Annotated in this window: 16 protein-coding genes and 1 pseudogene; 1 reads left to right on the forward strand and 16 read right to left on the reverse strand. The window is 63.5% G+C overall.

Annotated features, from left to right (window positions below; translation table 11 throughout):
* Positions 1-9: 9 nt before the first annotated feature.
* The 16 genes from ACP7B3_RS04510 to ACP7B3_RS04585 all read right to left on the reverse strand — a co-directional run bounded on the left by ACP7B3_RS04510 (position 10) and on the right by ACP7B3_RS04585 (position 16,872).
* Positions 10-933 (reverse strand): ABC transporter substrate-binding protein, encoded by a 924-nt coding sequence (locus ACP7B3_RS04510; RefSeq protein ID WP_426178148.1) that lies wholly within the window; start codon positions 931-933, stop codon positions 10-12.
* 17 nt (positions 934-950) lie between these two features.
* Complete coding sequence (locus ACP7B3_RS04515; RefSeq protein ID WP_426178150.1) at positions 951-1,724, reverse strand: amino acid ABC transporter ATP-binding protein; 774 nt, start codon at positions 1,722-1,724, stop codon at positions 951-953.
* Complete coding sequence (locus ACP7B3_RS04520) at positions 1,717-2,688, reverse strand: amino acid ABC transporter permease (RefSeq protein WP_426178152.1); 972 nt, start codon at positions 2,686-2,688, stop codon at positions 1,717-1,719. The genes ACP7B3_RS04515 and ACP7B3_RS04520 overlap by 8 nt, the downstream gene beginning before the upstream one ends.
* A 25-nt stretch (positions 2,689-2,713) precedes the next feature.
* A complete protein-coding gene (locus ACP7B3_RS04525; RefSeq protein ID WP_426178154.1) occupies positions 2,714-5,107 on the reverse strand; it encodes a TonB-dependent receptor plug domain-containing protein in 2,394 nt (797 codons plus the stop codon).
* Positions 5,108-5,958: 851 nt separating this feature from the next.
* Entirely contained in the window at positions 5,959-8,082 is a 2,124-nt protein-coding gene (gene gspD, locus ACP7B3_RS04530; RefSeq protein ID WP_426178156.1) for a type II secretion system secretin GspD, read from the reverse strand.
* A 5-nt stretch (positions 8,083-8,087) separates the two neighbouring features.
* Positions 8,088-8,606: a hypothetical protein gene (locus ACP7B3_RS04535; protein WP_426178158.1), complete on the reverse strand. Its 519-nt coding sequence runs from the start codon at positions 8,604-8,606 to the stop codon at positions 8,088-8,090.
* On the reverse strand, positions 8,603-9,202 hold the full coding sequence (gene gspM, locus ACP7B3_RS04540) for a type II secretion system protein GspM (RefSeq protein ID WP_242151007.1): 600 nt from the start codon (positions 9,200-9,202) through the stop codon (positions 8,603-8,605). The genes ACP7B3_RS04535 and gspM overlap by 4 nt, the downstream gene beginning before the upstream one ends.
* Positions 9,177-10,169, reverse strand: a complete 993-nt coding sequence (locus ACP7B3_RS04545; RefSeq protein ID WP_262210295.1) for a type II secretion system protein GspL — start codon at positions 10,167-10,169, stop codon at positions 9,177-9,179. The genes gspM and ACP7B3_RS04545 overlap by 26 nt, the downstream gene beginning before the upstream one ends.
* Positions 10,166-10,867, reverse strand: coding sequence for a type II secretion system minor pseudopilin GspK (locus ACP7B3_RS04550; RefSeq protein WP_426178161.1), 702 nt, complete (start codon positions 10,865-10,867; stop codon positions 10,166-10,168). The genes ACP7B3_RS04545 and ACP7B3_RS04550 overlap by 4 nt, the downstream gene beginning before the upstream one ends.
* Entirely contained in the window at positions 10,864-11,472 is a 609-nt protein-coding gene (locus ACP7B3_RS04555; protein WP_426178163.1) for a prepilin-type N-terminal cleavage/methylation domain-containing protein, read from the reverse strand. Before ACP7B3_RS04555 ends, ACP7B3_RS04550 begins: the two co-directional genes overlap by 4 nt.
* A complete protein-coding gene (locus tag ACP7B3_RS04560; RefSeq protein WP_426178165.1) occupies positions 11,469-11,801 on the reverse strand; it encodes a type II secretion system protein in 333 nt (110 codons plus the stop codon). Before ACP7B3_RS04560 ends, ACP7B3_RS04555 begins: the two co-directional genes overlap by 4 nt.
* Complete coding sequence (locus ACP7B3_RS04565; protein WP_426178167.1) at positions 11,798-12,223, reverse strand: prepilin-type N-terminal cleavage/methylation domain-containing protein; 426 nt, start codon at positions 12,221-12,223, stop codon at positions 11,798-11,800. Before ACP7B3_RS04565 ends, ACP7B3_RS04560 begins: the two co-directional genes overlap by 4 nt.
* Before the next feature lie 7 nt (positions 12,224-12,230).
* Positions 12,231-12,680: a type II secretion system major pseudopilin GspG gene (gspG, locus tag ACP7B3_RS04570; protein WP_145165883.1), complete on the reverse strand. Its 450-nt coding sequence runs from the start codon at positions 12,678-12,680 to the stop codon at positions 12,231-12,233.
* Positions 12,677-13,873 carry a type II secretion system inner membrane protein GspF gene (gene gspF, locus ACP7B3_RS04575; RefSeq protein WP_426178169.1) on the reverse strand — a complete coding sequence of 399 codons (1,197 nt, stop codon included), beginning with the start codon at positions 13,871-13,873 and terminating at the stop codon, positions 12,677-12,679. Before gspF ends, gspG begins: the two co-directional genes overlap by 4 nt.
* Complete coding sequence (gene gspE / locus ACP7B3_RS04580) at positions 13,870-15,567, reverse strand: type II secretion system ATPase GspE (RefSeq protein ID WP_426178171.1); 1,698 nt, start codon at positions 15,565-15,567, stop codon at positions 13,870-13,872. Before gspE ends, gspF begins: the two co-directional genes overlap by 4 nt.
* Before the next feature lie 264 nt (positions 15,568-15,831).
* Positions 15,832-16,872: a LacI family DNA-binding transcriptional regulator gene (locus ACP7B3_RS04585; protein WP_426178173.1), complete on the reverse strand. Its 1,041-nt coding sequence runs from the start codon at positions 16,870-16,872 to the stop codon at positions 15,832-15,834.
* A gap of 205 nt (positions 16,873-17,077) precedes the next feature.
* On the opposite strand from ACP7B3_RS04585, the pseudogene ACP7B3_RS04590 reads away from it, so the two are divergent.
* Positions 17,078-19,269, forward strand: a pseudogene (locus ACP7B3_RS04590) (TonB-dependent receptor).

The raw sequence follows: 19,269 nt of genomic DNA on the forward strand, positions 1-19,269 counted from the left end.
TCGATGCTCCTAGTCCGGCAGGCCCGGTGGGTTGATCAGCGACGTGTCGACGCGCTCGATGTCCAGGCCCCAGCGTTGCAACACCTGTTCGTATTGGCCGCCGGCAATCGCGCCTTCAAGCGCCGTGTGAATCGGCTGGACCAGACCGTTGTCCTTGCGTGTGGTCACGGCGATATCCGCTTTCAGCGGCCAGCCACCATTGACCGTGCCGACAAGCTTGATGCCACCGGTGATGGCCGCCGAATAGGCGTACACCGAGTTAGGCCCGAACAGCGCATCGCTGCGCCCCGATTGCACCGCCAGCTGCGCGGCGGCCTGGTCGTCGAAGTACTGCAACAGCGCAGGCTTGATGCCGGCCTTTTCATTCGCCTCGTTCCACGCCAGCAGGACTTTTTCCTGGTTGGTGCCAGAGCCGACAATGATCTTCAGCCCGGCAATGTCCGCGGCCTGCTTGATCGCGGTGATCTTGCTGGTGCTCTTGACGTAAAACCCCAGCACATCCTGGCGATACGTGGCGAAGTCAAAACGCTTCTTGCGCGCTTCGGTCACGGTGACGTTGCTGATCACCGCGTCGTATTTGCCTGAGCTGACGCCCAGCGGCCAATCCTCCCAACTGGTCTGCACCACGTTGAGTTGCAGGCCAAGGCTGTCGGCGATCAGCTGCGCGGTGTCGGCCTCGCTGCCGATGGTGGTCTTGTCGTCATTGGCCAGCAGCGCCAGCGGTGGCCCGGCCACGCCGGACACAGCCACGGTGAACTTGCCCGGCTGGGCGAACTTGAAGCCCGGCGGAATCTGCGCAATGGCTGCTTCGTTGCGCGGCACATGAATGCGCACGCGGTCGGGGCTGAGGTCGACCTGTTGCACGGCGAAAGCGCTTTGCGCGGTGCTGACGGCAAGCGCCAGCAGGGCCACGCGGGCGGTATGGATGAACATGGCAGTCACTCCTTGAACTAAAGCACCTTGCCGAGAAAGGCCACGGTGCGGGGATGTCGGGGTTGGCGAAAAATCTGCTCGGGCGGGCCCTCTTCGATCAGTTGGCCGTCGCATAGGAACACCACGTGGGCGGCCACCTCACGGGCGAAACCGATCTCGTGAGTGACGATCACCAGGGTCACGCCCAGTTGGGTCAGGCCCTTGATCACATCGAGCACCTCGCCCACCAGTTCCGGGTCGAGGGCTGAAGTGGGTTCGTCAAACAGCAGCACCTTGGGGTCCAGTGCCAAGGCGCGGGCGATGGCCACGCGCTGTTGCTGCCCACCGGAGAGCTGGCGCGGGTAGGCATCGACCTTGTCCGCCAAGCCAACTTTGGCCAGCAACTCGGCGGCCTTGAAGTGGGCTTCGGCTTTACGCCAGCGTTTGTGGGCCAACGGCGCTTCGGCGATGTTTTCCCAGGCGGTGAGGTGCGGGAACAGGTTGAAGTTCTGGAACACGAAGCCCACGTCGATGCGCCGCTTGAGAATCTCGCGCTCTTTCAATTCGTAGAGCAGGTCCCCCTTGCGCCGATAGCCGACGTATTCACCGTCGATGGTGATGTGCCCGCTGTCGATCTTCTCCAGGTGGTTGATGGTGCGCAGCAAGGTGGATTTGCCCGAACCGGACGGCCCGAGAATCACCGTGACCTTGCCCGGGTCAATGGTCAGGTCGATGTCGTTGAGCACCTGCTGATTGCCAAAGCGCTTGCCCACGCCCTGGATCTGGATGCGCCCCGCGCGTGCTTCACTCATGGGTTTTCTCCTTGAGCCAGCGGCGGATGCGTTGCAGCGGCGTCGGCGGCAGCACGCGCGCGGTGCCACGCGCAAAGTGGCGCTCGACATAATACTGGGCGCTGGTCAGCACGGTGGTGATGATCAGGTACCACACGGTGGCCACGATCAGCAGCGGGATCACTGCCTGGGTGCGGTTGTAGATGACCTGCACGGTGTAGAACAGCTCCGGCAAGGCCAGCACGTAGACGATGGACGTGCCCTTGACCAGGCCGATGATTTCGTTGAAACCCGAGGGCAGAATCGAACGCAGCGCCTGGGGCAGGATGATCCGGAAGATACGCCGCGAGGCCGGCAAGCCCAAAGCTGCCGCCGCTTCATGCTGGCCGGCATCCACGCCGATCAGGCCGCCGCGAATGATCTCTGCCGCGTAGGCCGCTTGCATCAGGCTCAGGCCCAACACCGCCACGGTGAATTGACTGAGCACATCCACCGTCGACCATTCGGCGAACACCACGCCGGTGAACGGCACGCCGAGTACGATGTGGTCATACAGGTAGGCAAAGTTGTAGAGGATGATCAGCACCAGCAGCGCCGGCATCGAGCGGAAAAACCAGATGTAGCCCCAGGCCAACGCCGCCAGCAGCGGCGAGCCCGACAGCCGCGCCAGGGCCAATGCCGTGCCGAGGATGATGCTGAACACGGTGCTGAGCATTGTCAGCAACAGCGTCTGGCCCAGGCCACGCAGCACCGACGGCGAGAAGAACCACTGGCCGAACACGCCCCACTCCCAACGCGGGTTGGTGGCCAGCGAATGCACGATGCCCAGCAGCACCAGCGCGGCGAAAATCGACCCGGCCCAGCGCCACGGGTGCCGGGCCGGCACCACGTGCAAGGCTTTGATCGGCGTTGCGACACGCGCCTGGCGAACCGGGTAGTCGGAGACCTCATCGATCAGGTCATAGGTTTTGGCGACAATGGGCATGGTCTATTCCTCGCGAGTTGCGGCCTTAGAAGGCGTAAGTCAGCCGGGTGTAGTAGTACCCGCCGGTAAAACCGTAGGGCGAATACGTGCCGTAGCTGGCGAGCATGGTGCTGCTCGGCACGCCTTGTTTTTTGGGGTATTGGTCGAACAGGTTCTTGGCGCCGACGGCGACGTTCAGGTCTTTGGTGAGGTTGTAGCCAAGGTCGAGGTCGGTGATCCACTTGGCGCTGTAGACCCGGTCGAGGCTGCGGTTGGCGGAAACGTTGACCTCTTTGTAAGCGCCGTAACGGGTCAAGGCCAGGTTGAGGTTGAAGCGGTCAATGCTCCAGTCACCGCCCAGGATCAGCTTGGTCTTGGGCTGCACATCGGTGATCAGGCCGCGGGCCTGGCGGTCCATCAGGTCATAGGAGGTGCCGAGGATGTCGGTGGACGCCTTGTAGTTGAGGATCTTGGTCTGGTTCCAGTTGAACGCGGCCGTCCACTTCAGCGAGCCGTACGGGCCGATGTCCTGGTTGTAGTTGCTGACCAGGTCCACGCCTTTGGTGCGGGTGTCGGCGCCGTTGATGAAGTACTGGCCGCCGGAGGTGGAGTTGATGCCGTTGTTCTGCAAGACCTGGGTGACTTCCGGGCCCAGCAGGGTGCCGGTCAGGGTGATGCGGTCACGCAGGTTGATCACGTAGGCGTCGGCGGTGAAGTTCAAGCGGTCGGTGGGCGTGAGGGTGAAACCGAGGCTGAAGTTGGTCGAACGCTCGGGTTTCAAGCCCTCGGCGCCCAAGGCCTTGGCCGCCGCCGACCCCACGGGCAACACGCCGTAGTTGATCGATTGATACACGCCGTCGACCACGCCATAGGTCGTGGAGCGCGCGCTGAACAGGCTGTTGGCCAGGGACGGCGCGCGAAAACCATTGCTGACCGTGGCGCGCACGGCGAACTGCGGGGTGAAATCGTAGCGCGTGGTCAGCTTGCCGCTGCGGGTTGTGCCGACGCCTTCGTTGTAATGCTCATAGCGCAACGCGGTGCCCACGTACCAGTCCGGCAGCGGGTTGAAGCCCACATCGACATAGCTGGCGAGGCTGTTGCGCGAGGCGCTGCTCTCTTCCGCCGGTGAAATGCCGTTGGTGACCTGCGCCCCGGACGACGCGCAATTGCCCGGCGCCACGCAGTAACCGCCATTGGCATAGGACGCGTAGTCACCGGCCTGCACCTCATAGGTGTCGCGCCGATGCTCGAAGCCGTAAGACAGGTCCAACGGCTTTTGCAGGCCAATGTCGAAGCCGCGCTTGAAGTCGAGGTTGGTGGTCAGCTCGGTGGAAATCCAGGTGCCGGAGGTGAAGCTGTTGGGCGTGTACTCGCCCAGCGACGGGTTCTGGTTGTGGGTGGTGCCCTGCTCCGCTTCGTTGCGCCCGTAGGTGGTGGACAGGTCCCAGTCCCACGCGCCGACCGTGCCCTTGCCGCCGAACGCGGCCTGGAAATCATCCTCATCGATGTACCAGGTCGGCGTGTAGCCGGCCGGGTAACCATTGGGCCCGGTAGTGATGGTGTTGGTGATGGTCGGCAAGCGGAAGTTCTGGCCTTGCTCGGCCTTGCGCCGCGAGTAGGTGGTGAAGGAATACAGGCTCAAACTGTCATCAATCGGCAGCTCGGCGTTGTAGCCCAGGGTCAGCAGGTTGGTCTTGGGCGTGCCGTAGCCGCCATAAGTGGACTTGCCCGCCAGGCCATAGGCTTGCTCGTAGGTGTAACCGTTGGCGCTGGCCTTGTTGTCGTCATTCTGGCTGCGTGCGTCCAGGGCCAACTGCACGATGCCGCCGTTGCCGATTTCGAAACCCTTGTTGAGGCTTTGCTGCACGGTCTGTTTCTTGCCGTCGTAACCCTGGCCGATGTTGGTCACAGCGGTGCCGCTGGTGTCGGCCTTGAGGATCACGTTGATCACCCCGGCAATGGCGTCCGAGCCGTATTGGGCGGCAGCGCCGTCGCGCAGCACTTCAACGTGGTCGATGGCGCTGATTGGGATCAGGTCCAAGTCAGCCGGAGCCGCGCCGGTGTTGATGCCGTTGATGTTCAGGGTGGCGCTGGTGTGACGGCGCTTGCCGTTGACCAGCACCAGCACTTCGGCGGCACTCAGGCCGCGCAGGTTCGGGGCGCGGGCAATACCGCTGGCGTCCCAACCGGTTTTTTCCGGCAGGGTCAGCGACGGGATCACCGCGCTCAAGGCTTCCATCAAACCGGGCTTGCCAGTGTTTTGCAGTTGCTTGGCGCTGACGACATCGATTGGCACCGGGCTGCTGGTGACGGTGCGCTGCTCGGCGCCACGGTTGCCGGTGACCACCACGGTGGACAGGGTGCTGTCGTCCTGGGCCTGAGCTGCACTCGCCAGCAGGGCCAGCGCCAGGGCGGTGGTGGGGTGTAAAACGTGCTTCATGGCCACTCCAGACTTTCCAGATCGCGAAGTCGGGCGCTCGCGCGGTCGGGCGCGGTGCTCGGATTTTTCGAGGGTGTTTCGGCGATTGGAAACTAGGTGTGGGGCGAGCGAGGGGTTTGAATGGGCAACATACGTTGAACTCCGTTCCAACGATTCTGCCGCAGGGTCTTTACCCGGTTATGGCGCGCAGAATCTGAATCACGCTGGGTACCATCCGAGGTCAGGGGTAGGCTGTTGCGATCAAACATAACGGAATGGATTTTAAAAATATAATGCTATTTGGGCATAAGCTAATATTCTCCAATTTCATTATTTATTAATAATTTTATTCGTATTGGTAATGTCTTCTTGAGATCAAGCGCGGGTCGCCAGCGTGGTTTAACTGAGCACCCAGGATCAAAATCTACAGCTCGGCGGGCTGACAGCCGACCTGATCCTGGAGGCTGCACTCAATCAAATGTCGGAGCTGGCTTGCCTGCGATGCAGACGACTCGGTGTATCAGGCATACCCGGTTGATGCCATCGCGGGCAAGCCCGCTCCCACATTTGGATCTCTGTGCATCAGATAGAGATGTGTTGCTGTGCTTTTGCTTCTACCACTCAGGTCGGCTACCAGGCCGCCGTGCTCTGCTTTTCCAAAGCCTGCGTGAGGGCACACCGAGCCCAGGCGAAGTGCCGAGTGGTGGGGCGAGGACCTTTTGGTTACTTTTGGGTCCGTACAGGTCCTTCCAAAAGTGACCCGCTGTAAGAGCGCAACCCATAGCGGCCGTTACCGCAGCAACGGATATCTACACGAGCTACCGCCATCTCAGGCGACCCAACTCCCACATTTTCCACCCCATTGCTTCACTTCATCTCGCCGGCCGCAGCAACTGCATCTGCTGGCGATAATCATCCGTCACCTGCCGCGCCTGGCTGCTGCTGGTAATCACCCGAGGCGTAATCAACACAATCAACTCCGTGCGATCCTTGGACTTGCTGGTGTTACCAAACAACCACCGCAACCCGGGAATCTTGCCCAGATACGGCACAGCACTGACACTCTGCGCGTTGTCCTGCTTGATCAACCCGCCCAGCAATACCGTCTGCCCACTTTGCACCGCGACCTGCGTCGACACCGACCGCGTCGATATCCGCGGATTCACCGGCGTATCACTGGTACCACTCTGAGTTTCGGCATCACTGACCTGCTGCTGAATATCCATGTACACCAACCCGCCCGGATTAATGCGCGGCACCACATCCAGAATCACCCCGGTCTGCACGTACTCGACGCTGCTCAAGGTGGAATCGGCGTTGCCGGTATTCACCGTGGTCTGACTGATAGGAATGTTATCCCCCACCTGAATCTGCGCCGGCTGGTTATTCATCACCACCAACGACGGCGCCGACAGCACCTGAGTACGCCCATTGGTCTCCAACGCATGCAACGCCACCTGCAAATTGGTGCTGACAAACGAATAAAACAACGAATCCGACGCCCCCAGCCCTGCCCCGCCGCCCCCGAGCGCCCCCTGGCTGCCCGAGGCATTCGCCACCGTATTACTTCCGGAATTCCCCGCCAGGCGCCCCAGATACCACTGCACCCCAAGGTCCAGTTCCCCGGTCAACTTGACCTCAAGAATGCGCGTCTCGATCTGCACCTGAAGCGGCGGATTATCGAGGCGTTTGATCGCCGCTTCGATCTCCTTCCACTGCGCCGGACGCGTGCGCACCAGCAGTTGGTTACTGCTCTTCTGCGCAGTAATCCGAGTTCCGGCTTCAAGACTTTTATCCGCCGCAGGCGCAGCAACGTCCGGTGCTTGCTCAGGCTCCTCGGCAGGCGGCGGCGCATCTTGCAACCCGCCGGAATTGCTGTTGAGCGACGACAACGTCGCCGTGCGCAAACCCGGCGCAACCTTCGCCGGCGCGTCGTCCTTGATCGCGTCATTGCCATAGATCTGGCGCAGGTACCTGGCCAGGTCCGAAGCCTTCATATTGCGCACATCGTAGACATACATCTGCGGCTCGTTACCGCCGCCCTCGTCGATGGTGCGGATCCAGTCACCCACCTCGCTGAGGTACTGCGGCTGTGAAGAAATCGCCACCACCGAATTGGTGCGCTCAATCGGCAAAAACCGCAGCATGCCCGCCAACGGCATGCCACTGTCCGGGCCGAACATGGCTTGCAGCTCGGGCATCAACTCGGCCACTGACGCGCGTTGCAGGCCGAACACGCCCACCGACATGCCCTTGAGCCAGTCCACATCAAAGGTGTCGATGGTCTCCTGATAGTTGGCCAGTTCCTCCGCGGTGCCGGCCAGGCTGAGGATGTTGCGCGCCGGGTCCACCAGCAAAAACGCGTTCTCGCGGGCAAACGGCTTGAGCAACTTTTGCATCTCGGTGGCGGAGATATACCGCAGTGGGAACAAACGCGCAGAGAGGCCGCTGGACGGCACAGCCACGTGCATTTGCGGCACCAGCTTGCCGGCCACGGCCTGGTCGGCGGGCAGGATCACATAGCGCTGGCCCTGGCGGATCATCGCGTTGTCGGTCCAGGACAGCAGGGTTTCCAGAATCGACAACGCCTGCTGCTTGTCCACCGGTTTGGAGGTGGAGAAGCTGACGTTGCCCTTCACGCCTTGGGCGATGCTGTAGTTTTCGTGCAGCAGGTCGCCCATCACGCTGTTGATCACCGCTTCGATGGGCTGGTCGGCGAAATTGAACACGATGTCGCCGCCCTGCTCCTTCGCGCTCGGTGTTGCGGTGGGCGGGCGCACGAATTGCTGGTTGCCACGGATCACCTGGCGCTGTGGCGCTGGCCTGGCTGCAAGCGGTGGGCTTTCAGGCGCAGGCGCCGCAGTCGGCGGCCGTTGTGAACCGGTGCCCTGCATGGCTTCGTGCAGCAGCTCGTCGTCCGCGTCGGGGCGGTCGGGGAAGGCGCCACAGCCACCCAGTGCGAGGGCGGTGGCCAGGCAAAATGTTGAAGTGCGCATGTCGATCAAGGGAGGGGCTCGCGGGGAAGAGTAATCGGGGGCCGGGTGGACGGCGGCGGCAGGCGTTTGGCATAGAGGTGCAAGGTTTGCGTGCGGCCATCCAGGGCAAAACGGGCGTATTGCGGCGTCAGGTGTTCCAGGCGCCAGCCGTTGGGCAGCGTCTGGCCCAGGCGCACGGTCAGCGGGCGGCCGTCGGCCTGCTTGAGCATCGCCATTTGCAGGTTGCCAGTGATCATGATGCCGCTGAGGGTCAGGTTGGCCAGGCTCGAGACTCGGGCTTTGCCTACCACGCTGTCGGGGCTGCGATCAGGGCTGAACAGCGGCGTTTGCCACGTGGCGGCGAGGCTGTCGAGTGTCACGCTTGGCGCCACGCGCGCACTGACCGCAGGGTGCGCACGCGCGACGGGTTCGGGCAGCCACTGCGGTTGATCGCCGATGCTGCTGAGGATGACCGCCATCAGCACGCCGAGTAACCCGGCCAAGCCGAGCAAGCCCCACTCCAGGGGGCGCAGGGCGCCGATCATCGCGCCACCTGCGGTTGCAGATAGCCGCGCACCAACAGGTGCACCAGCAGTTTTCCCGCCCCACCGCTGGCTGGCGCCTGCTGGCCGCGACGGATGCGCAGCTCATCCACAAACAAAAACGGCGGCTGGTACTCCAGCTCATGCAGCACGGCTTCCAAGGGCTCGATGGCGCAGTTCAGGGTCAGGCTGACTTTGACCTGGCGATACGGCTCGCCCTCGTCCTGCTCGGGGGTGATGGGCTTGCGTTGGGTCAGGCTGCAGCCGCCGCCGAGCGTGGCGTGGCTGTTGATCAGGTCGGCAAGACGCTGCATCAGGTCGGCGGCCACCACGTCAGGGTCATCGCCCGGCAACAGGCTGGTGCTGCTGGCCGGGTCCTGGCGGGCCTGTTGAAGTTGCTGGCGCAGCGCATCGCCCTGGCGCACCACGCCGGCGTAGCGTTGCTGCTGCTCGCGCAACTGCTCGGCCTGTTCGCCCATGTCACGCAAGGGGCCGGCGAACCAGCTGTCGATCAACAGCCAGTAGGCCGCGCCGACGACCACGGCCAGCAATAGCAAGGCCGCGCCGCGACGTTCACGGGGTGTGAGGGGTCGGCGCATCGGCGGCCTCCTGGCGTAGGTGGGCACGCAAGGCAAACTGGTCCTTGCCGGTGCGCGCATCGGGTTGAATCACCCCTTCGAACTGGGCGTTTTCCAGGCTGTGACAACCCTTGATGCGGGTGATCAGCGCGCTGGCCTTGGCGCTTTGCCCGGAGATGGAAATCTCGCCGTCCTTGACGTCCAGCTGGTCGAGCCAGGTGTCGGCGGGCAGGCAGGTGGTGAGGTCATTGAGCAACGCGGCCAAGGGCGGCTGCGCCAGTTTGCGCCGGGTCAGGTATTGCGCCGCGCCACGGGTATTGAGCAGTTGCTGGCGCAAGGCGTGCACCTCGGCAACCTGGGCTTTTTGCTGCTGCACGCTGGCGCGCATGGCGTCGAGCACGCGCTGGCGGTCGTTGAGCCACAGCAACATCGCCGCAATCAGCAAGGCGCCGCACAGCCACGGCAGGCTGCGTTGCAGGCCTTTGCCGGTGGGGCGTTGGCGCGGGCGCAGTGGCGCGGGGAGCAAGTCGATGCCCAGGTGGTTCACATCCACCCGATGAGGGTGCACGCCAAGGGCGGCGCAGTCGGTGAGGATCTGGTCCAGCTGTTCGCGCAGGATCGCCACCAGCGTGACCTGCAGGTGCGTGGCGGTGCGTTGCTCCTGGCGCGCGACGAAGTACAGCTGGTCAGCCTCGAAGGGCGTGTAGCGATCCAGCTCGTACCCGACCACGGCGGTCAGGTTGCGCGCGGCGGCCAGCGGCAGCTGCACGGTTTGCAGCAGCACCGCGTCGGGCGCGAGCATCAGCACCTGGCGCGCGCTGGCGAGTGTGACCGGTTCGCTCAGTGGCCAGTGGCAGACCTGCTCAGGCGGCTCGCTCAGGGCCAGCCATTTCGGGACACAGGCGCGCAACTCCGCGAGCCACAGGCGCCAGCCCTGTTGCAGCAGGCTGCCGCGCCAGTGCCGGGCGATGGGTTCCAGTCGATTCATTCTTGCCAACGCAGCACCCGGTAGGGTTGCGCGCTGTCCTCCGAGGGGCTCAATAAAACGGTGAGTTGCAGGCGTGCCTGGTAGCCGCCGGGGCGCTGTGCGTGGCTGTCGACCACCAGCACCACACCCGGGTCGGCGCCTTCGGCGTTCTGACGCGGCAAGTCCAGCGCCTTGCGCATCAGCGGGCTGGCGAAGGCCGGATCGGGTCGATCCAGGTCACTCCACAGGGTGATTTCCGGCAGCAATTGGCTGTACAGCGTTTGTGTCATGCCGGGCAGCTGGCGCACTTCTTCCAGCACCCGAAACGGCGGCAGGCCGTGCTTGCGGCGCGCCTCAAAGGCTTTGATCAATTGGTCGGCCTGGGCCTGGGTGGCGCCGCAGGCCAGGGCCAGGCGCATCAAGTCATCGGCCTCGGCGTTGATCAGGTAGAGCTTGCCGCGCTCGCTGCGCAGGCTGACGTGCAACTGGGCATCGTCGAAGGTCAGCGGGATGTCACGGCCGTCGGCAATCCAGCGCCGATCGGCCATAACCAGCGCGATGCCGGCTTCGGCAGCCAGCACGGTCTGGGTGTGCTGGCGCAACCACAGGGCCTGGCGGCTTTGCAGCTGTACCCAACCGGCCAGGCCGCCGAGCAACACACTGAGCAAGGCCAGCGCCCACAGCACCAGCAGCAGCGCAGCGCCGCGTTGGCGCCTCATTCCTCCAGCGCTCCGCTGGCGAGGTTAAGACGCAGGGCAATCACTTGGGTAACCCACGGCAGCGGGCCGTCGAGGCGCGCGGCAATGCGCACCGCAGCGGGCAAACGCTTGGGCCACGGCCATTGGTTGATCCATCCGGTGGCTTGGCCCAAAGGCGATACGCCGCGGTAACTGAACTGCACGTCCTGGACGTTTTTGAGCAGCACTTGCGGCTCACTGCGGGCGACGTTGGTGTGCGATTCGAGCTGAGCAAACGACACCTGCAATGCCTGTTTTTGCGCTTGCAGCGTGAACCGCTGAATGCCGCCGCCGAGCACACCCGGCAGCGTCGCCACAAACTGCAATCGCTGGGGCGTGCCGACAAAAAAACCATCGGTCTGGCTGTCATCTTCGGTGACGTCCAGCGGCAGCGCTTCACTGATCGCCGTGCGTAAAAACTGCTGGGCGGCGCGCATCTCATCCAGGCTGGTGGTGTAGCGCTGGGCCTTGGACACGGCGCGATTGGCGCCCAGCAACGCCCCGCCCACCAGCACCAGCAGCACCGCGAGCAGGCTCAGCACCACGAGGATTTCCAGCAAGGTGAAGCCCTGCTCGCGGCGCTTCACAGGCGCGCCTTCAAGGTACTGAAACGGGCCTGGTGCGGCCCTTCGCTGACGGTCAGGTCGAGGCGAAAAAGGTGCGGCTGTTGTCGGGTCTGGGTCAGTTGCCAGTGGATGCCCTGCAAGTCACCTTCACTGACACCTTCAGCCAGCGGCCCCGCCGCTTCCTGGTCGAGTACCGTCAGCGCCGCATGGGTGAGGCGGTCGCTGTGGGCGACTTTCGACAACGAGCGCGCGCTTTGGCCAAAGGCGACCAGCAACACTGTGCCGCACACCGCCATCAAGGTCAGTGCGGCGAGCATTTCAAGCAAGGTGAAACCTGTCTGGTATTTCATGGCAGCGCCCTGGACTGCACGCTGCCGGTCAGCCAGCCCACGTCGATGCGCCAGCGCCGGCTGCCATTGGCCAACAACAGATGGCCGCCGGTTGAGCTGCCGTCGGGGTAAAACTCGACAGCCGAACCGGCCTGTTCGGCAGTGTGCAAGCTCACCTGCAGCTCAACCGGCCAGCGTTGCAGCGCGCGGCCCGGCGCCTGGAAGGTCATTTTTTGCAGATCGAATTCAGTGCGCGCCGCCGTGCCGCTGACAACCGCCCCGGCCCGCGTGGTGCGCAGCGCATCGACCATCTGCCCGACCACGCGACGCTCTTGCGCCGCCTGCAAACCCTGGCGCACGCCCAGCCCCAGCAACCCGGCGGCGAGGCCGATCAACAGGATGACCACCAGCATCTCCAGCAGGGTAAAGCCGCGCTGGGCCATGGCGAGGTTATTCCCAGTTGCCCAGGTCGGCGCTGTAGCCATCGCCGCCCGGCTGGCCGTCCTGACCGTAGAAAATCAGGTCGAAGGCGCCGTGCTCGCCGGGGTAGCGATAGCCGAAGGCATGGCCGAACGGGTCCTTGAGGTCTGAGGGCTTGGCGTAGGGGCCGGCCCAGCTGGATGCGTTGGCGGGCTTGTCCACCAGCTGTCGCAGGCTGTTGGGCGGCGCGCCTACGTCGAGGGCATAGCTGTCGATTTTCATGCTCAGGCCGGCCAGTTGCGCCTTGCCTGCGCCGTATTTGCCCTTGTCCACGTTGCCGCCGACCTGGCGCACCACAATGGTCGCGACAATGCCCAGCAACACGATCACCGCGAGCATTTCGAGCAGGGTGAAACCGCTTTGGCGGCGTGTCGATCCGAGTTGGAGGTGTCGCATGGGAGTGGCTCCTTGAAGGTTCATATATTGCTGGTCAGGCTCATCAGCGGCAGCATGATCGCCAGCATGATCACCGCCACCAGCACGGCCATGACCACGGTCAGCGACGGCACCAGCGCGGCGAGCAGGCGGTCGATGCCGCGTTTGGCTTCGACGTCGAACACCTCGGCGACCTTGAGCAGCATGCTGTCCAGCTCACCGGCCTGTTCGCCGACTTCAATCATTTGCAGGGCCAGGTCTGGCAGCAGCGGTTGCGCGCCGAACGCGCTGGCGAGGGTGCCGCCGCCTTTTACCGATTCCGCCGCGTCCGCCACTTGGGCCTGCAGCGCCCGGTTGGTGCAGACTTGGCGGGCAATCACGAGTGCCTGCAGCAGGGCCACGCCGTTGCTGAGCAGGGTGCCGAGGGTGCGCGTCAGTCGGGCGGCTTCGACGCGTTGCAGCAGCGGGCCGATCACGCGAATGCCGAGCAGGCGGCGGTCGTAGCGCTGCCTGCGCAGCGGATCACGCAGGCGTGCCGCCACGATCCAGATGACCGCCACCAGAGCGCCCAGGACCCACACGCCATAGGCGCCGAGGAACTGGCCAAGCGCGAGAATGACCTCGGTGATCAGCGGAATCGGCACGCCCAGGTCCTGGAAAATCGGCACGAATTGCGGCACCACGTACGCCAGCAAAAGCGCCAGCGAACCCACCACGCCGACCACCAGGAACGCCGGGTAGATCAGCGCATTGATGACGTCGCCGCGCAGCAACTGGCTGCGTTCCAGATAGTCGCCCAGCTGGTGCAAGGTGCTTTCCAGCGCGCCACCGGCCTCACCGGCGCGCACCATGCTCAAGTACAGCGCCGAGAACGTATCGCCCTCCTCCTCCAGCGCGGCGGATAACGGCTTGCCCGCCTTGACGTGGTCGCGGATACGCTCGATCAGCGCCCGCACCTGAGGCTGGCCGGGTTGCCTGAGCAGCAGGCCCAGCGAGCGCTCAAGTGGCTGGCCGGCGCCGAGCAACGTGGCCAGTTGCTGGGTAAAGCTCACCAGGGCCGCGCCCTTCAACGGCCCGCGCGCAGTGCGCAGCAGCGGGCTGCCGGCCACTTCGATGTGCAACAGCAGTAAACCGCGTTTGTGCAGGACGGCGATAGCCGCCGCCTGGTCCTGGGCTTGCAGCGTGCCGTTGTGGGCCACGCCCTGGCTGTCCAGCGCGCGAAACCTGAACAGGCTCACGCGCCCTCTCCACGGGTGACGCGCAGCACTTCTTCCAGCGAGGTGACGCCCGCCAGCGCCTGGCGCAGGCCTTCTTCATGCAAGGTGCGCAGACCGGCGCGGCGCGCGGCCTGCTCCAGCGTGGTGGCGTCGGCGTGGCGCATCAACAGGCTGCGCAGTTCGTCGTTCATCACCAGCAATTCGGTGATTGCACTGCGACCGCGATAAGTGCCCTTGTAGAGCAGGATCGGGCGCTGGTCGGTCAAGCGATCCAGGCCATGTTCTTCGATCAGTTCCGGCGCGGCTTCGAATGCCACGCGGGTCGCCGGGTCCAGGCGCCGGACCAGGCGCTGGGCGAGAATGCCGCTGACCGTCGAGGCGATCAGGTAGCTTTCCACGCCCATGTCCAGCAAGCGCGTGATGCTCGCGGCAGCGCTGTTGGTGTGCAGGGTGGAGAGCACAAGGTGGCCGGTGAGCGAGGACTGGATGGCGATGCGGCAGGTCTCCAGGTCGCGGATTTCGCCGACCATGATCACGTCCGGGTCCTGGCGCACGATGGAGCGCAGCGCGCCGGCGAAGTCCAGGCCAATGGCGGGCTTGACCTGGATCTGATTGATGCCTTCGAGCTGGTATTCCACCGGGTCTTCAACGGTGATGATCTTGCGTTCAGCGGTGTTGAGCCGCGACAACGCGGTGTAGAGCGTGGTGGTTTTGCCTGAGCCGGTGGGCCCGGTGACCAGCAGGATGCCGTGCGGGCGTTCGAGCAGGTCGAGAAACGCCGCCAGGCGCTGGCCGTCAAAGCCCAGGCTTTGGAAGTCGAACTGCACGGTTTGCCGGTCGAGCAGGCGCATCACCACCGATTCGCCGAAGCTGGTGGGCACCGTGGACACGCGCAGGTCCAGCGCCTTGCCCTGGACGCGCAGCATGATCCGCCCGTCCTGAGGCAGGCGCCGTTCGGCGATGTCCAGGCGCGCCATGATCTTGACCCGCGAGATCACCGCCGCCGACGAACTGGCCGGCGGCGCTTCGGCGTCGTGCAGCACACCGTCGATGCGGTAACGCACCTTGAGCTGGTTTTCGAAGGGTTCGATGTGGATATCCGACGCGCGCTGTTCCACCGCACGCTGCAGGATCAAGTTGACCAGGCGAATCACCGGCGCTTCGGAGGCCATGTCCTTGAGGTGTTCGATATCTTCCAGCGCCCCGCCCTGCTCATCGAGGTTTTCGATCAGGGTGCCCATGGCGGAGCGGCCCTGGCCGTAGTAGCGCTCGATCAGCGTGTCGACTTCAGTACGCGGGCCGATGGCCAGCCACACCGGCACCTGGCAGGCGTAGGCCAGGGCTTGAAAGGGATAGAGGTGCGCCGGGTTGGCCGCCAATACGCGCAGGCCACCTTGGGCCCAGCCCATGGGCACAACCTGGTAGTGGCGCATAAAGCGCTCAGTGAGGGCGGGCAACGGGTCGAGCAGCGGCGGCGCGGCATCGGCCAGCAACAGCGGCGCGCCAAGCAGGTCCGCCCAGGCGCGGGCCAGCTCGATTTCGGAGACCAGCCCCAGACGCGCGAGCAGGCCGAGCAGGTCGCCGGCGTCCGTAGACAGGCGCCGGGCGCGCTCCAGGTCGACCGTTTTCAGCCCGGCGTGCCGCATCAGCCACGCGCACACGTGGTCGGTGTGCGGGATCTGCAGAGTGCAGGCATCGATGGGCATTGACGACATAGTGTGGGGTGTCTAGTTGCGAGAAAGTATGGCTATTTGGAACTACTGGCCAATACCGGAGAAGTGCCATTAGTTCGCCACGCCGCAGTCGGGGTTAACCGGGTTAATCGACTGAAAGTTGTAAATCTAGTTCCTGACGGCTGGAAACAAACTGAAAAGAATACGCATTGGCTGTCCCGGATTTCCGGTACAGCCCTTGATTTAGGGCCTTTGGAGTGAACCACCAGAAGTGAGCTAGTTGCAATTAGCCACTTCACTAGTTATTCAAGTGCTCTCACGCTCAATCAAGCGACACTCCAGAAGATTCAATCGCACAACTTCATCCTCCACTGGCAGAACACCCAAACTTTCAAGTACCCGCGTGGCGGCTAATATTCCGATGTCCAGGGCTGGCGGTTTTATCGTGCTCAGACTTGGCAAAAGCATTTCGGCAAAGGGGTAATCACCAAAACCGAGCACGGCGCAGTCTTGCGGGATGTTCAATCCGGCCCGCTGGCCTGCCAGCAAACCACCGGCGGCCAGGTTGTCGTTGGCAAAAAAAATCGCATCCGGCGGCGTGGCGTGGCTCATCAGCACCTGCATTGCCTGCTTGCCGGCTTCGAAAGGCGCCAGGTCCGCATCCGGAGCAAACACCCAGGGCTGCACACCCAGTTGGGCGGCGGTGGCGGCATAACCGTCGCGCCGCTCCAGCGCGCTGAAGTCGCCGGGCGCACTGTTCTGCACGAAGGCGATGCGCCGATAACCCTTGGCATACAGGTAGCGCGCAGCACTGACGCCCACCTCGTAATGGGAGAAGCCAATCTGCAAGGGTTCGCGCGCGGGCACGTAATCCCAGGTTTCCACCACCGGAATGTCTGCCTCGGCGATCATTTTTTCAGTGCCCGCGCTGTGGAAACGACTGGTCAGTACCAACGCCGCCGGCGACCACCCGAGAAACGCGCGCACCGCGCTTTCTTCCTGGTCGGCGCTGAAGTAGCTGGACGCCAATAGCAGCTGATAACCATGGCGGCTGAGCGTGTCACTGAAGCCCTGGATGGTGTTGGCGAAGATCGGCCCGGAGATGTTGGGAATCACCATGGCCACGATCCGCCCGCGCGCCGAGGCCAACCCACCGGCCACCAGATTCGGCACATAACCCAGCTCGGCCACCACCGCCGCGATGCGCTCCCGGCGCTCTGGCGAGACCTGCTCTGGCTGATTGAAATAACGCGACACGGTGATCGCCGACACCCCGGCCTGGCGCGCCACGGTATTAAGAGTGACGCGCCCGGCGCCACGGCGTTTGCGCGGTTTTTCTTCGCTCAAGAGGCAATCCTGTTAGAAACGAAAAAGCATATAGGACTAATTTTTTAGTATTTGACGCTCTAAACCAGCCCCAACAATAATGCCGATGTTAGCGCTACCAAAGCGCTTTGTCTGCTACTCGCTCGAGCGAATGCCCAAGACACGACACAGGCGCTGACGGTCGCAGAACCGCAGCGGTTCAGGGCATTTTTGGAGCGGGCACAGCATGCACAACTTTCCACGTCACACTCATTTATTGTTTCTCGCCGGGCTGACCGCCCTCCCCGCGCCGGGCGTATTTGCCGCCGATGAGCAAGAACCCACGCTCAAATCCGTCACGGTTACCGCGACGCGGCGTGAAGAGTCGCTGCAAAAAATCCCGGTGGCGGTCTCGGTACTCGATGGCGAACAACTGAGCGCGACAACCGCAACGGCGTGGCGAGCATCGTGCAGCAAGTGCCGTCGCTGAACTTTCGCACCGGCGCGTCGAACAAGGACACCTCGTTGTTCGTGCGCGGCGTGGGCACCATTTCCACCTCTCCAGGCGTTGAACCGACCGTGGCCACAGTGATCGACGGCGTGGTGTATGCGCGCCCAGGCCAGGCCACCCTCGACCTGCTGGACCTTGAGCGCATCGAAGTGCTGCGCGGCCCGCAAGGTACCCTGTTCGGCAAGAACGCCTCGGCCGGCGTACTGAACATCACCAGCAAGGCACCGACCGCCGAGACCCACGGCTATATCGATCAGTCGTATTACAGCGGCAATGAAAGCCGCACGCGTTTTGGCATTGGTGGCAGCCTGGTGCCGGGGGTGCTCAAGGGCTCGATCAGCACGCTGCTGGGCAGTTACGACGGTAATGTGGATAACAAAAACAACGGCCAGGAGGTCAACGGCTACAACCACAAAGGTATTCGCGGCAAGCTGGAATTCACCCCCAGTGATGAGGTGAAACTGACCTTGATCGCCGACTATATGCAGGCCCATGACGACGGCCCGAATGGCGTGGTGAGCAAGTCGCTGACACCCGCGTTTGCCAATGCGTTGAGCCCGGTGCGCGCGTCCAGCGACAACCGCGATATCAACACCGACACGCGCAGCCATGTCGAAGACACCAACAAAGGGTTGTCGGCGCAGCTGGACTGGAACCTGGGCGACTACACCCTGACCTCGATCACCGCCTGGCGCGGTTGGGACAACACCCAATACCAGGATGGCGACCGCCTCGGCACCGTAACCGCCGCCTTCCCCGGCACCGCCGACAAGGGCGAGCTGGCCTTCGACCAGTACTCCCAGGAACTGCGCCTGGCCTCGCCCAAGGGTGAGTTCCTGGAGTACGTCGGTGGCCTGTTCTACATGCATGGCAAAGACGAAGAGACCTACCAGCGCACGCTGACCACCCCGGCGCGCACCGACCGAGGCATTGCCGACTACAGCACCACCAGCGACAGCTACGCGGCATTCGGTGAAACCACGCTGAATTTCACCTCACGCTTTCGCGGTATCGCCGGCCTGCGCTACACCCACGACGAGCTGAAATACGATCACCGCCGCGTGTCGACCTCCGCCACCACGGTGAGTGGCATTCAACCGGCCACCCGCAGTGCCGGTTCGGTAGACGAGGACGGCTGGTCCGGGCGGCTGGGCGTGCAATACGACATCAGCGACAGCATCACCAGCTACCTGACCTACTCACGTGGCTACAAAGGCCCGGCGTACAACGTGTTTTTCAACATGCAACCGCGCGACACCAACGCGCTCAAGCCAGAAACCTCCAACACCTGGGAAGCCGGGATCAAGGCCACCAGCTGGAACAATCGCCTGACCACCAACCTTGCGGTCTTCCACAGCGACTACGACAACTACCAGGCCAACTTTTTCGACACGGTCGCCGGCCAAGTCGTGACGCGCCTGATCAACGCCGGCAGCGTCAGCACTGAGGGTGTCGAACTCGATTACGCCTTGCAGGCCACCCAGCAACTCAAGCTGTCCGGGGCCCTGGCTTACACCCGTGCGCGTATTGACGAATTCGCCTGCCCCGCCGGTGCGGCGGCAACGTGCAACGTGAATGGCAAACCACTGCCGTTCAGCCCGGACTGGAAAAGCTACGTGCGCGCCGACTACAGCATCCCGCTGGAGAACGGCCTGGACGTTGAGCTGGGCACCGACTACAGCTGGCAGAGCGAAGTGCAGTACGACATCAGCCAGAACCTCGACACCAAACAAGGCGCCTACGGCATCTGGAACGCCAGCGTGGCCCTGGCCGATTACAGCAATGGCTGGCGCGTGGCGCTGTTGGCCAAGAACCTCGCCGACAAGTCTTATTCACCGCTGCTGGCCAGCGGCGGCAACTACATCTACCGCGCCGTGCCCCGTGACGATGAACGTTACTTCGGCGTGCAACTGCGCAAGGATTTTTAA

The organism is Pseudomonas sp. TWRC1-2, from assembly GCF_049896685.1.
Classification (GTDB): domain Bacteria; phylum Pseudomonadota; class Gammaproteobacteria; order Pseudomonadales; family Pseudomonadaceae; genus Aquipseudomonas.